This window comes from Janthinobacterium tructae, from assembly GCF_006517255.1.
Taxonomy (GTDB): Bacteria; Pseudomonadota; Gammaproteobacteria; order Burkholderiales; family Burkholderiaceae_D; genus Janthinobacterium; species Janthinobacterium tructae.
In genome coordinates this window covers 3,999,730-4,018,329 of sequence record NZ_CP041185.1, presented here as the reverse complement: position 1 = coordinate 4,018,329, position 18,600 = coordinate 3,999,730, and the positions used below count along the sequence as shown (strand labels likewise).

Here is an 18,600-nt window from a genome sequence, read left to right as displayed (position 1 = left end):
CGATCATCGCATGGAACGCGGTGGCGCCGCGCATTTTTTCAATCTCATTGCTTCAACCCCTCCTGCAGCATGCCCAGCATGTCGCTGGCCGACATGCGCGCGGCCGCGTCGCTGCCTTCCAACAGACTGTCGGCCAGGTCGCGCTTATGCTGGTGCAATTCGACGATGCCTTCCTCGATCGTGTGTTTCGCCACCAGGCGGTAAATCGTGACGGGACGCAATTGCCCCATGCGGTGGGCGCGGTCCGAGGCCTGGTCTTCCACGGCCGGATTCCACCACGGATCCATGTGGATCACGTAATCGGCCGCCGTCAGGTTGATGCCCATGCCGCCCGCTTTCAGGCTGATCAGGAAAACATCGCCTTCGCCCGCCTGGAAGGCATCGACGCGGCGCTTGCGCTCCTGCATGGGCGTGCTGCCGTCGAGATACTGATAGCTGACGCCATGCTGTTCCAGGTGCTGGCGGATCAGGGTCAGATGGTCGACGAACTGGCTGAAGACGAGCACCTTGTGGCGGTTTTCCAGCAAGCCCGACAGCAGCTCGGCGAAGGCCGCCAGCTTGCTGCTGGCCAGGCCCAGTTCCGGCGCCACCAGTTGCGGATTGCAGCAGGCGCGGCGCAGCTTCATGATTTCGGCCAGGATCTGGATGGCTTTCTTCGACGCCGGCCCTTCTACCATGGCCAGCTTTTCCAGCGCTTCGCGGCGCAACGATTCGTACAGCGCCGTTTCCTGCGGCGACAATTCCACTTCCAGCACGATTTCCGTGCGCGACGGCAACTCCGACAGCACTTGCGTCTTCGTGCGGCGCAAGATGAACGGTGCGATCAGACGGCGCAGCCGCAAGCGCGCGCCGGCCGCCGCCCGCTTGTCCTGATCTTTCTCAATCGGCCCGGCGAAGCGCAAATTAAACTGGTCGAGAGTGCCCAGCAAACCGGGGTTGATGAAGCGGAACAGATTCCACAATTCACCCAGGTGGTTTTCCAGCGGCGTGCCGCTGGCCAGCATGCGGAAGTCCCCTTGCAAGGCCATCACGGCTTGCGAGCGCTTGGTGGCGCCATTCTTGATCGCCTGCGCTTCGTCGAGCACGATGGTATGCCAGCGTACGCCGGCAAACAGGGTCGCTTCCTGCTGCAGCAAGCCATAGCTGGCCACCACCACGTCGAACGGTTGCAAGGTATCGAGCATGTCGGCCCGGTCACCGCTGCCGAACAGCTTGACCTTCAAGGTGGGCGCAAAACGCTGCGCTTCGCTGATCCAGTTCATGCACACGGACGTGGGCGCCACCACCAGGGTGGGGCCGTTGGGCGCGCGCGCCAGGATCAGCGCCAGCGCCTGCAAGGTCTTGCCGAGTCCCATGTCGTCGGCCAGGCAGGCGCCCACGCCCCAGTGCGCCAGGCGCGCCAGCCATGCGTAGCCGGCCAGCTGGTAGTCGCGCAAGTCCGCCTGCAGGGTGCTGGGCAGCTGCGGCTGATAGTCGTCGAGGGCGCGCAGGCGCAGCAAGTGTTCGCGCCAGAGTTTGTCGGCTTTTACGCCGCCCGCATCGTTGGCCAGTTCTTCCAGCGCGAAGGCGGCCAGCGGGTGGATGTGCACGCCATCGGCATGCGCTTCGCCATATGCGGCCAGCTCGGAAAGGCGGCGGTGCAATTCGTCGCTGAGGGCCAGGAACTGGTTGTCGCCCAGGGCCACGAAGCGGCTTTTATTGTTCTGCATCAAGTCGAGCAGGGCGCGCAAATCCATCACCTTGTCTTCATCGATCTGCACTTCGCCGCTGGCGGCAAACCAGTCTTTTTCGCTCTTGATATTCAAGCGCATCTGGCCGCTGTCGATGCGTTTCGACACGCGCATGGTTTCGCCTTCGGGCCACGCCAGAACGATGCCAGCGGGATCGAGCGCCTGCAGCTCCACCAGCAGTTGCAGGCCCAGCGCAGGCTGGCCCAGCAGCCACTCGCCGTGTTCCTCTTCCGCCTCTTCCAGCACCAGGCATTTTCCGATCAGCTGGCGCTGCGCTTCGCGTTCCCCGTTCAGGTCGCGCCGCGCTTGCACGGCCCGGCCCGCCACGTCGGCAAACACGCTTTCGGCACCGCTGCCGGGCGCGTAATAGGCGCCGTTGTCGAGCAGGGGGCGCACTAAAATCTGCATTTTCAAACCTTGCTGATACGGCAGCAGGTGCACGTGCAGGCGGTGGTCGGCCGTGATGACTTCCGCGTCGCCGGCGCCACCGCCGATATCCGATTGCACGGTGACCATCGATGAAATGGCGCCGATCGCCTGCATCACCTGTTTTTCCGCATGCAGCGGTACGGACAGTCCCAGGCCCACGATGGCGCCGATGCGCCGGTGCTCGTCGAGGATGTGCACCACGCGCAGGCGCGTCGGCGTTTCGCGCTGCACCACGACGCTGCCGCCGTTGTCGGGTAATGGCGGCTGCATGCCCAGCCACAGCTGCCCCTCGTGCGACTTGATCAGCAGCTCGGGCGCGCCGGCGATCAGTTCCACGCGCGTGTCAGGATGGTCGAGCCAGAACACCAGCGGGTGGCCCACCAGCAAGATAGCGGCCTTGTCCAGCTCGATTTCATAGCGCGGTGCCGACGAATAATATTGTTTGAACGGTGCGATGCTGCCTGCCGCGCGGGCGTCTTGCGGCGTGAGGAAATCGATGTCGCCCGCTTCCTCTGCCAGGCGTTTGAGGCCCATGGCGCGGCCCTTGCTCCAGCCACCGCGCGCGTCGCGTTTCTGCTCGCGCACTTCCACGGCCGTCAGGCCGAAACGCGGGTCGAACGCCACCAGCCACACCAGGCGCGAGACGCTGCCGATGGCTTCGGCAGGTGCGTTCTGCTGCAGGTTGATCAGCGCGCTCAGCTGGCGCTGCCACGCTTCCTGGCGCTCGAACCACGGCGTCATGTCCGTCAAGCCATGCTGCGCACGCTTGGACGTGGCATAGCGCTCCTGCTGCGGCTCGCCCAGCAAGCCCAGCAAGCCGGCCGCCTGCGCGGCGATCAGGTCGTAGCCGGCTGCGTCGGCTTGCTGCACCAGCAGGCGCAATTGATCCTTGCGTTCGCTCAATTGCGGCAGCGCCAGCCAGTAGTACAGCAAGGCCTGGAACAGCTGCGCCTGCAGTCCCGTTTCCCAGCTGCGCGTGGGGATGCTTTCCGCCAGCATGACGCCGGCACGCACCAGGCGCAAGGTATTCAACTGCTGGTAGACGATGCTGTCGTGGTTCGGCTGCGCATGCAGCGCGATATCGAGATAGGTTTCCGCGCTTTTCAGCAGCTTGGCGTCGTTGCCGCGCAGCAGGGCCAGCACGTACAGGTGGCCGCCGATGCCCGTAAAGCACAGCTTGCGCTTGCCCGCCTCCTTGCGCAGTCCTTTCAGGGCCGTGTCAAAGCCCGCCACGGCGTGCGCGTGTTCTCCGCGCAACAGGGCGATGCTGCTGTCGACAAACAGCGCCTGCGGCCCCTGCTGGCCTGCCAGGTAGCGCGCGGCGGCGTCGAGTTCGCCGCACAGCAGGGCATCCTCGGCCAGGGCCAGCGGCAGGGCGGCGCCGATATGGTCGCCGGCCGCCACCTGGCGCGCGTGGTGCGCGCGCGCGTAGCTGCGGATGGCGTGCGCCGTGGCCGGCTCGCGCGGGGCGTTGCCCAGCAGCACGGCGAGGATGTCATCCTGCAGTTGCGGCATGACGAAAGACAGCATCTCCGGCTCGAACGGGCGGCCGAAAATCTCGATCAGCGGATGCAGCTGCTGCGCTTCATAGCAGGCCATGCAGGCGGCCAGGATGGCCGCCACCTGGCGCACTTCGTCGTTGCGCAAGAGGGCGATGCGCAGGCGCGCCACGCCTTGCCGGTAGCTGCGCAATTCCACATAGCCATCCCAGTTGCGGCGCACGGGGTTGATGGTTTCGATGGCCTGGCATAGGTCGCGGAACGCCAGGTGTTCGATGGCCGCGCGCATGGCGGGCCAGCGCAGCTTGGCTTCGCAGGCATAGCCGCGTCCCACCACCTCGGACGCCAGCGCGTGCCGCGTCAAATGCTGCAGCATGCCCGTGACGGTGAGCAGGGCAAACGGCGTGCCGTCCGGCTCGACGATATTGGCGCGCTGCAAGTGTTCATACACGGCATGCTTGCCCACCGGCTCGCCCGCAATGGCCAGCAGGGCCAGGATCATCCGTTCGTGCTGCTCCAGGGCAGCGAATTCGTCAAGCAGGAGCTGGTCGAGATGCGGATCGGTCATGCGGGCAAATTGGCAATCTGCACGGGCGGCTCGCCGGCCGCCACGGGCAGGCCGAACACGCGCTGGTAGAAATACAGTTCCGCCTCCAAGGTGCGCACGATGTTTTCCGCCCTGCGGAAGCCGTGTCCCTCGCCTTCCAGTGGCACATACGCGACGGGTACGCCGCGCGCCTGCAGGGCGTCGACCATCTGTTGCGACTGCTGTGGCGGCACCACCTTGTCATCGAGGCCCTGGAAGAAGATCATCGGGCGCGACAGCTTATCCGTGTGGTGGATGGGCGAGCGCTCGCGGTACAGCGCTTCGGCCTGCGGCTGGGGGGCGATCAGATAATCTGTATAGCGCGATTCGAACTTGTGCGAATCGTCGTCCAGGCCCTTCAGGTCGGACACGCCGTAGTAACTGGCGCCGGCCTTGAAGACATCGTGGAAGGTCAGCGCGCACAGGGTCGTCAGGCCGCCCGCGCTGCCGCCGCGCACGATCAGGCGTTCGGGGTCGGCCAGGCCGTTGGCGGCCAGGTAACGGGCGCCGGCGATGCAGTCTTCCACGTCGACGATGCCCCACTGCCCGCGCAGCGCGTCGCGGTATTCGCGGCCGAAACCGCTGCTGCCGCCATAGTTGACGTCGAGCACGCCGATGCCGCGGCTGGTCCAGTACTGCGTCGCCAGTTTCAAGGTATTGCTGGCCATGCTGGTGGGGCCGCCATGGCTGATGACGATGACGGGCGGTAATGTGCCTGCGGGCGCCTGCACGTCGCCATTGGTGGGCGCATAAAAGAAGGCGTAGGCCGTGCGGCCGTTGCTGCTAGAAAAGCTCAAGCTGCGCGGCACGGACAGGTAAGCCAGCGCGGGCAATTGCGCGATCGATTGCGCCAGCACTTCCAGTTCGTGGTTCGACAGGTCGATGCGCGCCAGTTCCAGCGCGATGGTGGGGCTGCCGCCGAGCAACGCGACGAAGCCGGAGCCCACGCGCAGTTCGCGGATTTCCTGGTACGGGTGGGGAATCGGCTCCAGTTTCGCCTCGGCCACATTCAATTGCGCCAGGTAGCTGATACCGGCCTGGATATACGTGCAGACGATCTCGTCGTCGGACAGAAAACCGTACATGCTGGCGCCGAAGGTCCAGTGCGGCGTGGCAAATTCCGCTTCCATCGGGCACAGCGCCTCGATGTCGGCGCCATGCAGGCGGTATAAATTCCACCAGCCGCTGCTGTCGGAAACGAAGTGCAGCAAGCCGTTCGGCGACCATTCCGGCTGGCAAATCGACTCGCGCGCGCCGCCGGCGATCAGGCGTGGCGACCCCAGGCTGCCGTCCGCGTGCACGTCGGCCAGCCACAGTTCCGTGCCTTGCCACGGCAGGCGCGGGTGGTCCCAGCTGATCCAGGCCAGCTGGCTGCCATCCGGCGACAAACGCGGCGCCGCATAAAAGTCGTGGCCGCGCGCCAGCACCGTAGCGTGTCCGTCGAAGCCGACGGCGGCCAGGCAGTTTTCCGGATGCGCGTGCCCTTCTGTCGGATGCTGCTCGCGCACGGCGATCAGGCGGGCACGGGCCGCATCGACGACGAAGTCCGCGTGGCGCGTGTTGCCACCCGTGGTCAACGCTTCCGGCGCGGCGTCGCCGGTCACGCGGTACAGGCAATTGTCGGCGAAATGCGAAAAATACACGGTATCGCCGGCCACGGCATACGCGCCGCCGCCGTATTCATGCACGCGGGTGCGCACATTGAAGGGCGCCGGCGTGAGTTCATCGACCCGCGCGCCGCGCTGGCGCAGCAGGGTGTTGCGGCCCGCCTCGCTGGCGCGCCCGGCCAGCCAGAACACGTCGGCGCCATCCGCCCCGCCCAGGGCCAGCTGCGTCAGCGGCGAGGCGCCAGCGGCGACGATGGCCGCGCTGATCGGCGATGGCCAGATGCCATAAGGGGTGCTGGATGCGGTCGAGGTCATGCGGGCTCCGTGTCGTGGTGGAAAGGGGGGGGGCCTCCAGGCGGCGTCAGGCAGCGCGGCGGCGTGCATCATCATAAAGGAAGGGCCGGCACAACGAAAGTCATCGCTGTGCGTGGCAAATGCTGCAAAGCGGCACCTGAATCAATGATTTGCTGGCGATTGGATGCGATAATACCGCTTCTCCAAGCTCGATTGCCTGCCATGCCACAATTTGCTCCGCTCCAGAATGATACTTTCCTGCGCGCCCTGTTGCGCCAGCCGACCGAGCACACCCCTGTCTGGCTGATGCGCCAGGCGGGCCGCTACCTGCCCGAATACCGCGCCACGCGCGAGCGGGCCGGCTCCTTCCTGGGCCTGGCAAAGAATCCCGATTACGCCACCGAAGTGACCTTGCAGCCTCTGGAGCGCTTCCCGCTCGACGCGGCCATCCTGTTTTCCGACATCCTGACGGTGCCTGACGCGATGGGCCTGGGCCTGTATTTCGCCGATGGCGAAGGTCCGAAGTTCGAGCGTCCGCTGCGCACGGAGCAGGATGTGAAGGCCTTGCAAGTGCCGGACCTGGAGTCGCTCGACTACGTTTTCAAGGCCGTCACGCAAATCCGCACGGAACTCAATGGCCGCGTGCCGCTGATCGGTTTTTCCGGCAGCCCGTGGACCCTGGCGTGCTACATGGTGGAAGGCGGCGGCTCGAAAGAGTTCCATACCATCAAGAAGATGCTGTACAACCGCCCGGACCTGATGCACCACATCCTGGCCATCAATGCCACGTCCGTGGCGCAGTACCTGAACGCGCAAATTGATGCCGGCGCGCAAGCCGTGATGATTTTCGATTCCTGGGGCGGTGCGCTGGCCGATGGCGCCTACCAGGAATTCTCGCTGGCCTACATGCAGCAAGTGGTGGCGCAGCTGAAACGCGACAAGGATGGCGTGAAGATTCCCGCCATCGTGTTTACCAAGGGCGGCGGCCAGTGGATCGAGCAGATCGCCGACATCGGCGCCGATGCCGTGGGCCTGGACTGGACCGTCAACCTGACGCGCGCGCGCCAGCTGGTCGGCCATAAAGTGGGCTTGCAGGGCAACCTCGACCCGGCCATCCTGTTCGCCAGCCCGGAGCAGATCCGCGCCGAAGTGGCGAAAGTGCTTAACGCTTTTGGCGCGCCATCGGCAGGCACGGGTCACGTGTTCAACCTGGGCCATGGTATTTCCCAGTTCACGCCGCCGGAATCGGTGGCAGCCATGGTGGAAGCCGTGCACAGCATGAGCCGTGCCATGCGCAGCGGCCAGTAAACAAGCGCATTCCCCTGGCACAGGGGTAGAGAGGCAGGCTTTCCAGCGAAAGCCTGCCTTTTTCTTTGCTGCGTCTTAGCAAGAAATACCGACTTATGCACAATTTTTTTTGCTGCGGAAATAAGAGGCAGTTGAAAAGCCATGCCCGGGGATGCTCTGCAAGTACTTGATTATTAAGAAATAAAAAATGCCTTGCCTGGCGGACTTTGTTGCAATTGATAAGGTTATTCTTCCGTTCGCCAGCCTTATTCCTTCATTGTCCACAAAGTTATCAACAGATTCTGTGGATAAAATTGAAAAGTATTTTGTTATCCGATACTTAGCGTCGATGTTCAGGTTTCACCTGAAGTGCATGTTGCACTGCATGATCATTCAACAATGTTTCGCCGCCCTGCGGGTAAAACCGAACGCTTGCCCGGCAATTGTCAACTTTGCCGCATATGGTGGAGATTTTTGCGCAGGGCATGCATCAAAACGGTGCTTATTCCTGTACAAAAAAATCAGAAATGGTTCAGTTATGCACAGCGGCGGAAATGCCCCACGGATTTATCGCCTTCCGGGGATCAATTTTTAAGTCATTGATTTTAAATACTTAATTTTTCTTGCGTGCCCCTCTTGACGGCGATCAAAATTTTCTGTCCACATTTTTATGAAAGTTAATTTTGCTTTGTCCACAAAGTTATCCACAGAATTTTCTTCAGGCATGATGACACGCTGTGCTGCCTGCTGTTAGGCGTTTGACGGACGAAACAAGTATCATGGCCCGCTGGCTTGATGCCTGACCTCCCGCCGCGCGATTGACCCTGCCGCGCGGTTTTTATTTAGATAGGCCAAACCCCATGTCGCAGTGCATTTTGACGTCGTGCATCCTGAAAATCGCGCTCGACACGCCCCTGAACGCCCTGTTCGACTATCGCTGGAACGCGGCGGCGGATGCGGACGCCGGCGCGGACGTGCCGCTGCCGCAAGTGGGGCAACTGGCGCTGGTGCCGTTCGGCCGGCGCGAGGTGATGGGGCTGATCGTCGGCGTGTCCGACAGTACCGACGTGCCCGCCGCAAAATTGAAGGACGTGCTGGCCGTGCGCAGCCAGCTGGCGCCGCTGTCGGAGCAGTGGCTGGCGCTGGCCGCCTTCGCCGCCGATTACTACCAGCGTCCGCTGGGCGAGGTGGCGCTGCCGGGCTTACCGAAGAATCTGCGCGTGCTCACCACCGTGGCACTGGACCGCGCCATCAAGAAGCTGGCCAAGCTGGCCGATGCGCACGATGGCACGCCGCTGAACATGCCGGCCCTGAATGCCGCCCAGCAGGAAGCGGCCGATGCCATCGGCGGCGCCCGGGGTTTCAAGCCGACCTTGCTGTACGGCGTGACGGGCAGCGGCAAGACGGAAGTGTATCTGCAAGCCTGCGCCCAGGTGCTGGCGCGCGAGGACGATGCGCAAATCCTGATCCTGGTGCCGGAAATTAACCTGACGCCCCAACTGGAAGGCAATATCCGCGCGCGCTTTCCCGGCGTCATGCTAGCCACCCTGCACAGCAGCCTGTCCGAAGGCGAGCGCATGCTGCACTGGCTGGCCGCCCACCAGGGCCAGGCGCGCATCGTGCTCGGCACGCGGCTGGCTATCCTGGCGTCCTTGCCGAAATTAAAACTAATCGTCATCGACGAGGAGCACGACCCGTCCTACAAGCAGCAGGAAGGCTTGCGCTATTCGGCGCGCGACCTGGCCGTGTGGCGCGCCTGGCAATTGCAGATTCCCATCGTGCTGGGCTCGGCCACGCCCTCGCTGGAAAGCTGGCACCACGCGCAGACGGGGCGCTACCGCAAGCTGGAACTGCGCGAGCGGGCTGTCAAGAATGCGGTGTTGCCGCGCGTCAAGATCCTCGACATGGAGCGCGACAAGCCGAAAGATGGCCTGACCTCGCATCTGGTGGCCGCCTTGAAACTGCGCATGGAGCGCGGTGAGCAGTCGCTGCTGTTTTTGAACCGGCGCGGCTATTCGCCCGTGATCTGTTGTGAATCGTGCGGCTGGATCAGCAATTGCACGCGCTGCACCTCGTTCATGGTGCTGCACAAGCCCGAACACCGGCTGCGCTGCCACCATTGCAGCCTGGAATTGCGCATTCCCCGCCATTGCCCCACCTGCGGCAACGTCGATTTGCAGCCGCTGGGACGCGGCACGCAGCGGGTGGAAGAAGGTTTGCAGCAATTGTTTCCAGAGGCGCGCATCTTGCGCATCGATGCCGATTCCACGCGCAAGAAGGGCAGCGCGCAGGAAGCATTCGACACCGTGCACCGGGGCGAAGTGGATATTCTGATCGGCACGCAGATGGTGGCCAAGGGCCACGATTTCAAAAAGCTGACCTTGGTCGGCATTTTGAATCCGGACACGGCCCTGTTTTCACAGGATTACCGGGCCAGCGAACGCCTGTTCGCCCAGCTCATGCAGGTGGCGGGCCGCGCCGGGCGGGCCGCGCAGACGGAAGGGGGCAGCGTCAGTGAGGTGCTGATCCAGACGCGCTATGCGCGCCATCCGCTGTATGACGCCGTCGTCAACCACGATTACGACCATTTCGCCACCACCCTGCTGGAAGAGCGGGCGCAGGCGGCGTTGCCGCCGTATCTGTTCCAGGCCCTGCTGCGCGCCGAGGCGCCCGAGCTGGCCACGGCCATCGAGTTCCTGCAGGCGGCCAAGGAGTGCATGGCGCACCCGCAAGTGACCATCAATGACCCAATTCCCATGAGCATGACGCGCGTCTACAACGTGGACCGCGCCCAGCTGCTGCTGGAATCGCCCTCGCGGCCGGCCCTGCAGGCGTTTTTAAAAGAATGGTTAAGTGAGCTGCGCGCCATGAAGTCGCGCGTGAAATGGTCGCTGGAAGTGGACCCGCTCGATATTTAAGTTAATTCACTGAATTAGTTCAGATAGTCGCGCGCCGACTTGACGATCTGCTCGGACAGCAGCTTGGTAAATGGCGTGTCCAGGGTCCAGGCATGCCAGCTCAGCGGTACGTCCAGCGTGCTGCCCGGCAGCAGATCCACGAGGCGCTCCGTCGCCAGCGCTGGCGCGGCCAGGCGCTGCGGCATCAGGCCGTAGGCCAGGCCATCCAGGACGCAGCCGCGGCGCGCCGTTTCCACCGGTAAGGTGTGGTGCGGAAACGGTTCACGCATGCTCAATTTTTCAGCAAGGAAACGTGCCAGCAAGCCGTGCTGGCCCACCACGGCCGGCGCCAGCTGCACCGCCTCGGCACTGAAACCATCGCCGAACCAGTGGCCCGCAAACACGGGCGTGGCCACGCAGACATAGCGCAGCATGCCCAGCGGCGTGACGCTGGTGGCCGCCGCCGCGTCCAGTGCTGTGCCGGACTCGGCCGCCACGCAGCCAAACACGGAGCCGTCGCGCACCATCTGCAAGGCGCTGTCGCTGTCGGCCAGGCGCACGTCGAGCTGGCAGCGCGGCGGCGCTAGCAGGGCGTATAAAGTGTCGGGGAACCAGGTGGCCAGGCTGTCGGCATCGATGGCGATGGCGATTTCCGGCATGCTGACGCTGTTGCCCAGGTCGATGTCGAGCGACGCTTCCATCAGCTTGACGTTGCGGTGATGCACGATCAGGCGCTGGCCCAGGCCCGTCGGCACGGCTGGCTGGCCACGGATGATCAGCAGGCGCCCGCTGGCGTCTTCCAGCGCTTTGATGCGCTGCGAGACGGCCGACTGGGTGATGCCCAGCGCCAGGGCGGCCTTGTCGAAACTGCCGTGGCTGGCCACGGCGTCCAGCACGGCCAGCGCGCGATAATCGAGTGATCCCATTAGCTCAGCTTATAAATTTTAAAAATGATTAGTTATACTAATACATATATTGCAGCAAAGTAAAACCTTATTTTCGGCAAACGGGTAGTATCGAACGCTGTGAGCAACCTCAGTGGGATGGACAGCACCATGAAGACGATACAAGTGGATGTGGCCGTGATCGGCAGCGGCACGGCCGGCATGACGGCGCACAAGGCGGCGCGCATGCAGGGCAAGCGCGTGCTGATGATCGAAAGCGGGCCGTACGGCACGACCTGCGCGCGCGTGGGCTGCATGCCCAGCAAACTCTTGATCGCGGCGGCCGAGGCGGCCCATGCGGTGGCTGCCGCGCCCGCTTTTGGCGTGCATCCTGGCCCCGTGCGCATCGATGGCCAGCAAGTGATGAGCCGGGTGCGCAGCGAGCGCGACCGCTTTGTCGGTTTCGTGCTCGACGGCGTCAACGCCATCCCCGAGGAAGAAAAACTGCGCGGCCATGCGCGTTTTATGTCCCCCGGCACATTGCAGGTGGATGAACACACCCTCGTCGAGGCTGCCAGCGTGGTGATTGCCACCGGTTCCACGCCCATCGTGCCGCCCGAGTGGCAGGCGGCGGGCGACAGAGTCATCACCAGTGACGCCGTGTTCGAATGGACGGACTTGCCGCAATCGGTCGCCGTGGTCGGCAGCGGCGTCATCGGGCTGGAGCTGGGCCAGGCGCTGGCCCGCCTGGGCGTGCGCGTGACCCTGTTTGCGCGCGGCAATAAAGTCGCGCAGCTGACGGACCCGCTGGTGCTGCGCGAGGCGGGCGCCGTGCTGGCGCGCGAACTCGACATTCGCTTCCAGACCACGGTGGCGCACGTGGAAAAAACACCGGATGGCAGCGGCATCGTGCTGACCAGCCGCGATGGCGCGGGCACGGAAAAAACCGAGCAGTTCGAGTATCTGCTGGCCGCCATCGGCCGCCGTCCGAACGTGGACCAGATCGGCCTGGACACGGCGCAAATCGAACTCGACCGCCACGGCATTCCTCTGCATGACCGGCACACCATGCAGTGCGGCAAGAGTGCCATCTTCATCGCCGGCGATGCCGACAATGCCATGCCGCTGCTGCCCGAAGCGGCCGACGAGGGTCGCATCGCCGGGGAGAATGCAGCGCGCTTTCCTGACGTCAAACCTGGCTTGCGCCGCACGCCGCTGGCGATCGCCTTCACGGAGCCGCAGATCGCCACCTTGGGCGCCACCTACCAGCAACTGTGCTTGAGCCACGCGGGCCGCTTTGCCGTCGGTGCCGTGTCGTTCGGCAACCAGGGCCGCAGCCGCGTGATGCTGCAAAACCAGGGCTTGCTGCGCGTGTATGCGGAGTTCGGCAGCAAGCGCTTTCTCGGCGCCGAGCTGATCGGTCCACGGGCGGAACACCTGAGCCATTTGCTGGCCTGGGCATGCCAGGCACAGCTGACGGTGCCGGCCATGCTCGACATGCCGTTTTACCACCCCGTCATCGAGGAAGGCGTGCGCACGGCCTTGCGCGAGCTGGCGCTGCACCTGGAAAAAGACCCGGAACATGTGCCCGGCTGCGCCGATTGCTCGCCTGGCGTCTGATGCAATTTTGATATTTACACAATTTTGTAGACAAGCGCACATGATTGCGCGATCATCGTTGCCATATTGGAATATTGATTAAAAGCAAAAAACATTTCAATTGGTTCATGCCCACGACTTCCCGATGATAAAAAGGGTGGCGGCTAGCGATGACGGAGACGATGTGAAAATTCGGCGCATTTATGCGGGAGAACTCGCCTTGGGCGTGGCTCTGCCCTGGGACGTGCATGACGAGACGGGCAGCTTGCTGGCCAGGCTGGGCCACGTCATCAGCAGCGAGAACCAGATCGCATTGCTGCTGGCGCGCGGCGTCATCGCCGATACCAGTGCCGATGTGCCGCGCACTGCCACGGAAGCGCCGTCGGCCCTGCGCATGCTGAACCTTGTCACGGCGGGCCTGGCCCTCGTCTTGCCGGCCATCGCGGCCGGGCAGGCGGGCAGCCACGCGTCCCTGGCGCCGCTGGCGCAACTGGTGGAAGAGGCGGTGGTACTGGACGCCGACGTCGCGCTGGCCTGCATCCTGCACAACCAGGGCGCAGGCGACTTTGCCGTGCGCCACAGCGTCGACACGGCCGTCATCACGGCCTTGCTGGTGCGCGCCCTGAAACTCGATGATGGTGTGATCCGCAGCGTGCTGCTGGCGGCGCTGAGCATGAATGTGGGCATGCTGGAACGCCATGCGGATTTCCAGCACAAGGCGGGCCCGCTGGATGCGCAGGAACGCGCCTATTTGCGCGCCCATCCGCAAGCGGGTGTCGACTTGCTGCGTGCTGCCGGCGTGACGGACGCCGTTTGGCTGCAGGCCGTGCTGCAGCACCATGAAAATATCGATGGCAGCGGCTATCCGCTGGGCACGCAAGGCGAGGCGATCGGTATCGGCGCGCGCCTGATCATGCTGGCCGACCGCTATTGCGCGCGCGTGTCAAGGCGCAGCTATCGCCAGCCCCTGCTGCCGAACGTGGCCCTGCGTGAAATGCTGATGGCCGACAAGGCCACGCTGGATGCGCCGCTGGCCTCGCTGCTGGTGCGCGAGCTGGGCATCTACCCGGTCGGCACCTTCGTCAGACTGCTGAACGGGGAAATCGGCGTCGTCACGCGCAAGGGCTTGAATGCCACCACGCCCCACGTGCAATCGCTGATCGGCCCGCGCGGCGCGCGCCTGGACGTGCCGCTGCGCCGCGACACGCGCGTGGACCTGCACGCCATCCGCGAAGTGCTGAGCGCGGAGCAGGCGGGGCTGCAGTTTCGCCCCGACCAGCTGTGGGGCAGCAGCGCACGAATTTAGCGCGGGAGGTTAATTCAGCAGACCCGCATCCAGCCGCCCTTCGAGCGCCAGCTCGCGCATGATGCGCACCGTATCGATGTCGGACTCCTTGTAGGCGGAGCGGCGGAAGTCGTCGTACAGGGCGTTGGCCGCATCGGTGGCCGCGTCGTGGCCGTCGTCATACTGGAAGCGCACCCACAGGCTCGCTTCATCGGGCATCTCGATGGTCATCACCAGCGAAGACGCGCTGATATCCTGTTGCGCCGGCACTTCGTAGCGCACCTGCAGTTGCGGGATCAGCACCACCCTGTCGTTGATGACCAGCTCGCCATAGCGCAGGCTGCGCGCGAAACCGGCGTCGCTGCGCTCGCTGATCTGGCACTCGTCCAGGTGCGGCACGAACAGCCTGGGCGACTCGGCGCGCAAGACCAGGCCGCGCCAGACTTGTTCCAGGCTCAAGGTGTCGATCAGCGGGTTGAGCGGATCGTTGATTTCAATCAGATGTTCAAATTTCATGGGACTGTCATTCGATAAGTGGGCGCGCACGCGCGATATAGGCGGAATGGTACTCCAGCGCTGACATCGCCGCACGCATGGCATGGGCCAAGATGGCGGCACAGGGCGAGATATCAATGCCATTGCCTGTTTTTCATGCAGATCTTGCCGTGCAAATGGGGCGCGCGACGCTGTTACAATGGGCTGCTGTTCCCTGCGGAAATACCTTGATGTCCAAAGCACCACAGTTCGGTCTGAATGCGCCCCAAAGCGAAGCGGTTACCTACCTCGACGGCCCTTGCCTGGTGCTGGCGGGCGCCGGTTCGGGCAAGACGCGCGTGATCACGCAAAAGATCGCCCATCTGATCGAAGACCGGGGCTATGACCCGCGCACCATCGCCGCGCTGACTTTTACCAACAAGGCGGCGCTGGAAATGCAGGAGCGCATCGCCAAACTGTTGAAGCAACCACGCCAGGCCAAGCAGCTGACGGTGTCGACTTTCCACTCGCTGGGCGTGAAAATCCTGCGCCAGGAAGCCAATGGCGTCGGACTGAAAGACCGCTTTTCCATCATGGACAGCGACGACTGTTTTTCCCTCGTGCAAGACCTTGCCATTACCACCGATAAACAGGTGATACGCGGCATCCAAAATGCCATGTCTTTGTGGAAAAACGGCCTGATCGACCCGGACATGGCGCTGGCGCAAGCCAAGGATGAGGACGAAGCGAACGCGGCGCGCATTTACCGCAGCTATGTGGCGACGCTCTCCGCCTACCAGGCCGTCGATTTCGACGATCTGATCCGCTTGCCGGTGGAACTGTTCCGCAACAACGGTCCCGTGCGCGACAAGTGGCAGCGCCGCCTGCGCTACCTGCTCGTCGATGAATACCAGGATACGAATACCTGCCAGTACGAACTGGTGAAACTGATGGTGACGGGCATCGGCAAGAAGCCGATGTTTACGGCCGTGGGCGACGACGACCAGGCCATTTATGCCTGGCGCGGCGCCACCGTGGAAAACCTGAAGACGCTGGAGACGGATTTCCCCGACTTGCGCGTCATCAAACTGGAGCAGAATTACCGCTCCACCATGCGCGTGCTGAACGCGGCCAATGCCGTCATCGGCAACAATCCGAAACTGTTTGAAAAGTCGCTGTGGTCGGAACATGGCCTGGGCGAGCCGATCAAGGTGCTGGGCATGCAGACGGACGAGCAGGAGGCGGAGCAGGTCGCCATTATGATTTCGGCTGACCATTTTGAACGCAAGAACAAGTTTTCAGATTATGCGATTTTGTACCGGGGCAATCACCAGGCGCGCATCATCGAGCAGTGTCTGCGCAAGGAGCGCATTCCGTACACGATCTCCGGTGGCCAGAGCTTCTTCGACAAGGCCGAGATCAAGGACATCATCAGCTATCTGCGTTTGCTGGCGAACGAAGACGACGACCCGGCTTTCATCCGCGCCGTGACGACGCCGCGCCGTGGCGTGGGCCAGTCGACGCTGGAAGTGCTGGGCGCGTTTTCGGGGCAGTGGCAGTGCTCGCTGTTCCAGGCCGTCTTTAAAGGCGGTATCGAGGCCAAGCTGACGGACCGCCAACTGGGGCCGCTACGCGACTTCTGCAACTTCATCAACGACCTCGAATCGCGCGCCAGCCGTCCCGGCGCGGCCGGCAGCGGCGACAACGCGGCCGAAGTGCTGGACGACATGATGAAGGAAATCCACTACGAATCGTATTTGTACGATGCCTTCGAGGAACGGCAAGCGCAAAGCAAGTGGCAGAACGTGCTGGAATTCGTCAATTGGCTGAAGGAACGGGGCCGGGGCGGCAAGGACCGCGACGGCGAAGAAAAGAACGTGCTGGAATTGACGCAGATGGTGGCCCTGATGACCATGCTCGAAGGCAAGGACGAAGAGCAGGATGCCGTGCGCATGTCCACCCTGCACGCGTCAAAGGGTCTGGAATTCCCGCACGTGTTTCTGGTCGGTGTGGAAGAGGGCATTTTGCCGCACAAGGGCGACCCCGATGCACCGGCCGAAACCATCGCCGCACGCATCCAGGAAGAGCGCCGCCTGATGTATGTGGGCATCACGCGCGCCCAGCGCACCTTGCACGTCACCTGGTGCAAGAAGCGCAAGCGGGCGGGCGAGCAAGTTCATTGCGACCCGTCGCGTTTCATCAAGGAAATGCAACTTGACGTGGGCGACGCCGTGCCGACGGAGTCGGAAATCATTTCGCCGAAAGAACGTCTGGCGCGTATGAAGGCCTTGCTGGCCACGCCGAAAGTGTAAGCGGCGTTCAGGCTTCCACGGCGCCGTCCGGCGTGGTTTTTGGCACGATGGCCAGCTGCATGCCCAGCGCATCGAGCATCTTCAAAATGGTTTCGAAGCGCGGTTTGCTACCTTCGCGCAAGGCTTTATATGCACCTTCGCGCGTGATGTCGGCCCGGGCCGCCACCTTGCCCATGCCGTAGGCACGCACCACGTCGTTCATGGCCGACTGGAACAGTTCGGCGTTGCCGGTGGCGACGATTTCGCTCATGTAGGCGGCCACGGCGGCCTTGCTGGTCAGGTGTTGCGTCGGGTCAAATTTGCTCAGGCCTAAGGCTTCCAGGTCGTCGAGGTCGAAGGTGTCGTGATGGATGTCCTGGTTCATTTCTTTCGTGCTCCTGTGGATGCCGCCGCCCTCTCTTCAGGGCCGCCTGCCGGGCTTTCAAGTCCCTGAGGATCGCTTGCGCCTGCCTGATGTCGCGTTGCTGGCTCGATTTGTTTCCACCCAACAGCATCAAGATCAGGGTGCCCCGATTCGTTTCGTGAAAATACACGCGCCAGCCAGGTCCCGTCTGTAAAAAGCGCAGCTCGCACACGCCTTCGCCTACTGGCCGCCAGTCGCCACCGTGCTGCAAATGCTTGATGCGCGCATCGATGGCGGCCACCGCCACGTCATGCAGGGAGTCTTCCCAGCGCCGGTATTCGGCCGTCTTGCGCGTGTCGATCAGGTCAGGCAAGGTGGATACGTCCAGTGTAATCGTTTGTTCTCATTCCTCAAGCGGTTTGATTCAGCCATCAGGGAAGAATAGGCAGAAATGGCCACCTGACCGATGGGGAATGGACGAGGTTTGTGCTGGCGCACGCCGCTGCGGCGGTAGAATGCCGCTTTCAGTCAGGAATCACCGAGAGCACCATGGACAATGCAGAACAGATGGAAATACGTTTCGTCGATATCGAAATCAAGCTGGCGCAGCAGGAAGACCTGGTCGAGTCGCTGAACCAGATGGTGTACCAGCAGGGCAAGCGCATCGATCAATTGGAAGCGATGCTGCACAAGCTGGGCGAGCACGTGCGCGACGGGGCGCAGCAGGCGAATGGCGGACTGGTGAACGAGCGCCCGCCGCATTATTAATCAAGGAAATTGCCTGGTTACCGCTGCTCGTCCAGCGCGGTCCATGCCGGCAACTGGTGCTTGCGCCGGTCGCGGGCATAGACGCTGGCCATGGCGATGCCAAACAGGCTGCCTGCCGCGCAGGCCGCCACTAGCGCCGCCAAGGGCGATAATGGGGTGGCGGCATCGGGCCGCGACCAGAAAAAAATCCACATGATCAGGCCCCAGAACATGCCGAACCAGAGTCCCATGCCGAGCGCGGCACGCAGGAAGGACTGGAAATGCGGCGGCGGAACGGGCACGCCGGCCTTCCACAACAGGCGTATCAGCGGCGGCGCATAGTGGCTGCGGGCCATGCCCGTGTTGCTCAACAGTTCCAGGGCGCGTGTCTTGCGGTGCTCAAAGCTCATGGATTCTCCGGTTGCCGAATGGATACTATATGCCATACAGGTCAGCTGAGCATTGATATTTCTCATGGGGAGGCAGAGGAGCTGCCGTATTGGCGTGCATGTCTGGAGAGTCGGGCGTGAAAACCTTTCATGTATGGGCGTATCGCTACCATCAGTAGTTGCGGGTGACGCAAGTGTGTCAGGCTGTTATTATTTCAGGCTGGCCCGCGACACAATC

14 protein-coding genes are annotated in these 18,600 nt (G+C 63.1%); 7 read left to right on the top strand and 7 right to left on the bottom strand.

The features are described from left to right. Positions 1–44: 44 nt before the first annotated feature. Entirely contained in the window at positions 45–4,226 is a 4,182-nt protein-coding gene (locus tag FJQ89_RS17580; RefSeq protein ID WP_141171096.1) for a DEAD/DEAH box helicase, read from the bottom strand. Further along, the gene (locus FJQ89_RS17575; protein WP_141171095.1) at positions 4,223–6,166 is read right to left on the bottom strand and encodes a dipeptidyl-peptidase 5; all 1,944 of its coding nucleotides are present in this window, start codon (positions 6,164–6,166) and stop codon (positions 4,223–4,225) included. The genes FJQ89_RS17580 and FJQ89_RS17575 overlap by 4 nt, the downstream gene beginning before the upstream one ends. Before the next feature lie 201 nt (positions 6,167–6,367). Between FJQ89_RS17575 and hemE the strand changes: the two genes are divergently transcribed. The 3 genes from hemE to FJQ89_RS17560 all read left to right on the top strand — a co-directional run bounded on the left by hemE (position 6,368) and on the right by FJQ89_RS17560 (position 10,350). Further along, complete coding sequence (gene hemE / locus FJQ89_RS17570) at positions 6,368–7,453, top strand: uroporphyrinogen decarboxylase (protein ID WP_071075009.1); 1,086 nt, start codon at positions 6,368–6,370, stop codon at positions 7,451–7,453. 187 nt (positions 7,454–7,640) lie between these two features. Next, entirely contained in the window at positions 7,641–8,027 is a 387-nt protein-coding gene (locus FJQ89_RS17565; RefSeq protein ID WP_141171094.1) for a hypothetical protein, read from the top strand. Between the two features lie 265 nt (positions 8,028–8,292). Continuing rightward, positions 8,293–10,350, top strand: a complete 2,058-nt coding sequence (locus tag FJQ89_RS17560; RefSeq protein ID WP_141171093.1) for a primosomal protein N' — start codon at positions 8,293–8,295, stop codon at positions 10,348–10,350. Positions 10,351–10,364: 14 nt separating this feature from the next. Here FJQ89_RS17560 and FJQ89_RS17555 read toward each other — a convergent pair whose 3' ends face one another. Then, positions 10,365–11,255, bottom strand: a complete 891-nt coding sequence (locus FJQ89_RS17555) for an ArgP/LysG family DNA-binding transcriptional regulator (protein ID WP_141171092.1) — start codon at positions 11,253–11,255, stop codon at positions 10,365–10,367. Positions 11,256–11,384: 129 nt separating this feature from the next. On the opposite strand from FJQ89_RS17555, the gene FJQ89_RS17550 reads away from it, so the two are divergent. Continuing rightward, entirely contained in the window at positions 11,385–12,833 is a 1,449-nt protein-coding gene (locus FJQ89_RS17550; RefSeq protein ID WP_141171091.1) for a dihydrolipoyl dehydrogenase, read from the top strand. Between the two features lie 163 nt (positions 12,834–12,996). After that, on the top strand, positions 12,997–14,118 hold the full coding sequence (locus tag FJQ89_RS17545; protein WP_243136104.1) for an HD-GYP domain-containing protein: 1,122 nt from the start codon (positions 12,997–12,999) through the stop codon (positions 14,116–14,118). 9 nt (positions 14,119–14,127) lie between these two features. Here FJQ89_RS17545 and FJQ89_RS17540 read toward each other — a convergent pair whose 3' ends face one another. After that, on the bottom strand, positions 14,128–14,613 hold the full coding sequence (locus tag FJQ89_RS17540; RefSeq protein ID WP_071075013.1) for an SRPBCC family protein: 486 nt from the start codon (positions 14,611–14,613) through the stop codon (positions 14,128–14,130). Positions 14,614–14,822: 209 nt separating this feature from the next. Here FJQ89_RS17540 and FJQ89_RS17535 point away from each other — a divergent pair, with 209 nt between their 5' ends. After that, positions 14,823–16,883 carry a UvrD-helicase domain-containing protein gene (locus tag FJQ89_RS17535; protein WP_101483210.1) on the top strand — a complete coding sequence of 687 codons (2,061 nt, stop codon included), beginning with the start codon at positions 14,823–14,825 and terminating at the stop codon, positions 16,881–16,883. Positions 16,884–16,890: 7 nt separating this feature from the next. Here FJQ89_RS17535 and FJQ89_RS17530 read toward each other — a convergent pair whose 3' ends face one another. Together FJQ89_RS17530 and FJQ89_RS17525 are read right to left on the bottom strand one after the other, a co-directional pair. Beyond that, positions 16,891–17,247: an addiction module antidote protein gene (locus FJQ89_RS17530; protein WP_141171090.1), complete on the bottom strand. Its 357-nt coding sequence runs from the start codon at positions 17,245–17,247 to the stop codon at positions 16,891–16,893. Next, entirely contained in the window at positions 17,177–17,527 is a 351-nt protein-coding gene (locus FJQ89_RS17525) for a type II toxin-antitoxin system RelE/ParE family toxin (protein ID WP_243136579.1), read from the bottom strand. Before FJQ89_RS17525 ends, FJQ89_RS17530 begins: the two co-directional genes overlap by 71 nt. Positions 17,528–17,775: 248 nt before the next feature. Between FJQ89_RS17525 and FJQ89_RS17520 the strand changes: the two genes are divergently transcribed. Then, on the top strand, positions 17,776–17,994 hold the full coding sequence (locus FJQ89_RS17520) for a SlyX family protein (RefSeq protein WP_046683207.1): 219 nt from the start codon (positions 17,776–17,778) through the stop codon (positions 17,992–17,994). A gap of 17 nt (positions 17,995–18,011) precedes the next feature. Here FJQ89_RS17520 and FJQ89_RS17515 read toward each other — a convergent pair whose 3' ends face one another. Then, positions 18,012–18,383 (bottom strand): DUF6404 family protein, encoded by a 372-nt coding sequence (locus FJQ89_RS17515; protein ID WP_141171089.1) that lies wholly within the window; start codon positions 18,381–18,383, stop codon positions 18,012–18,014. Positions 18,384–18,600: the final 217 nt, after the last annotated feature.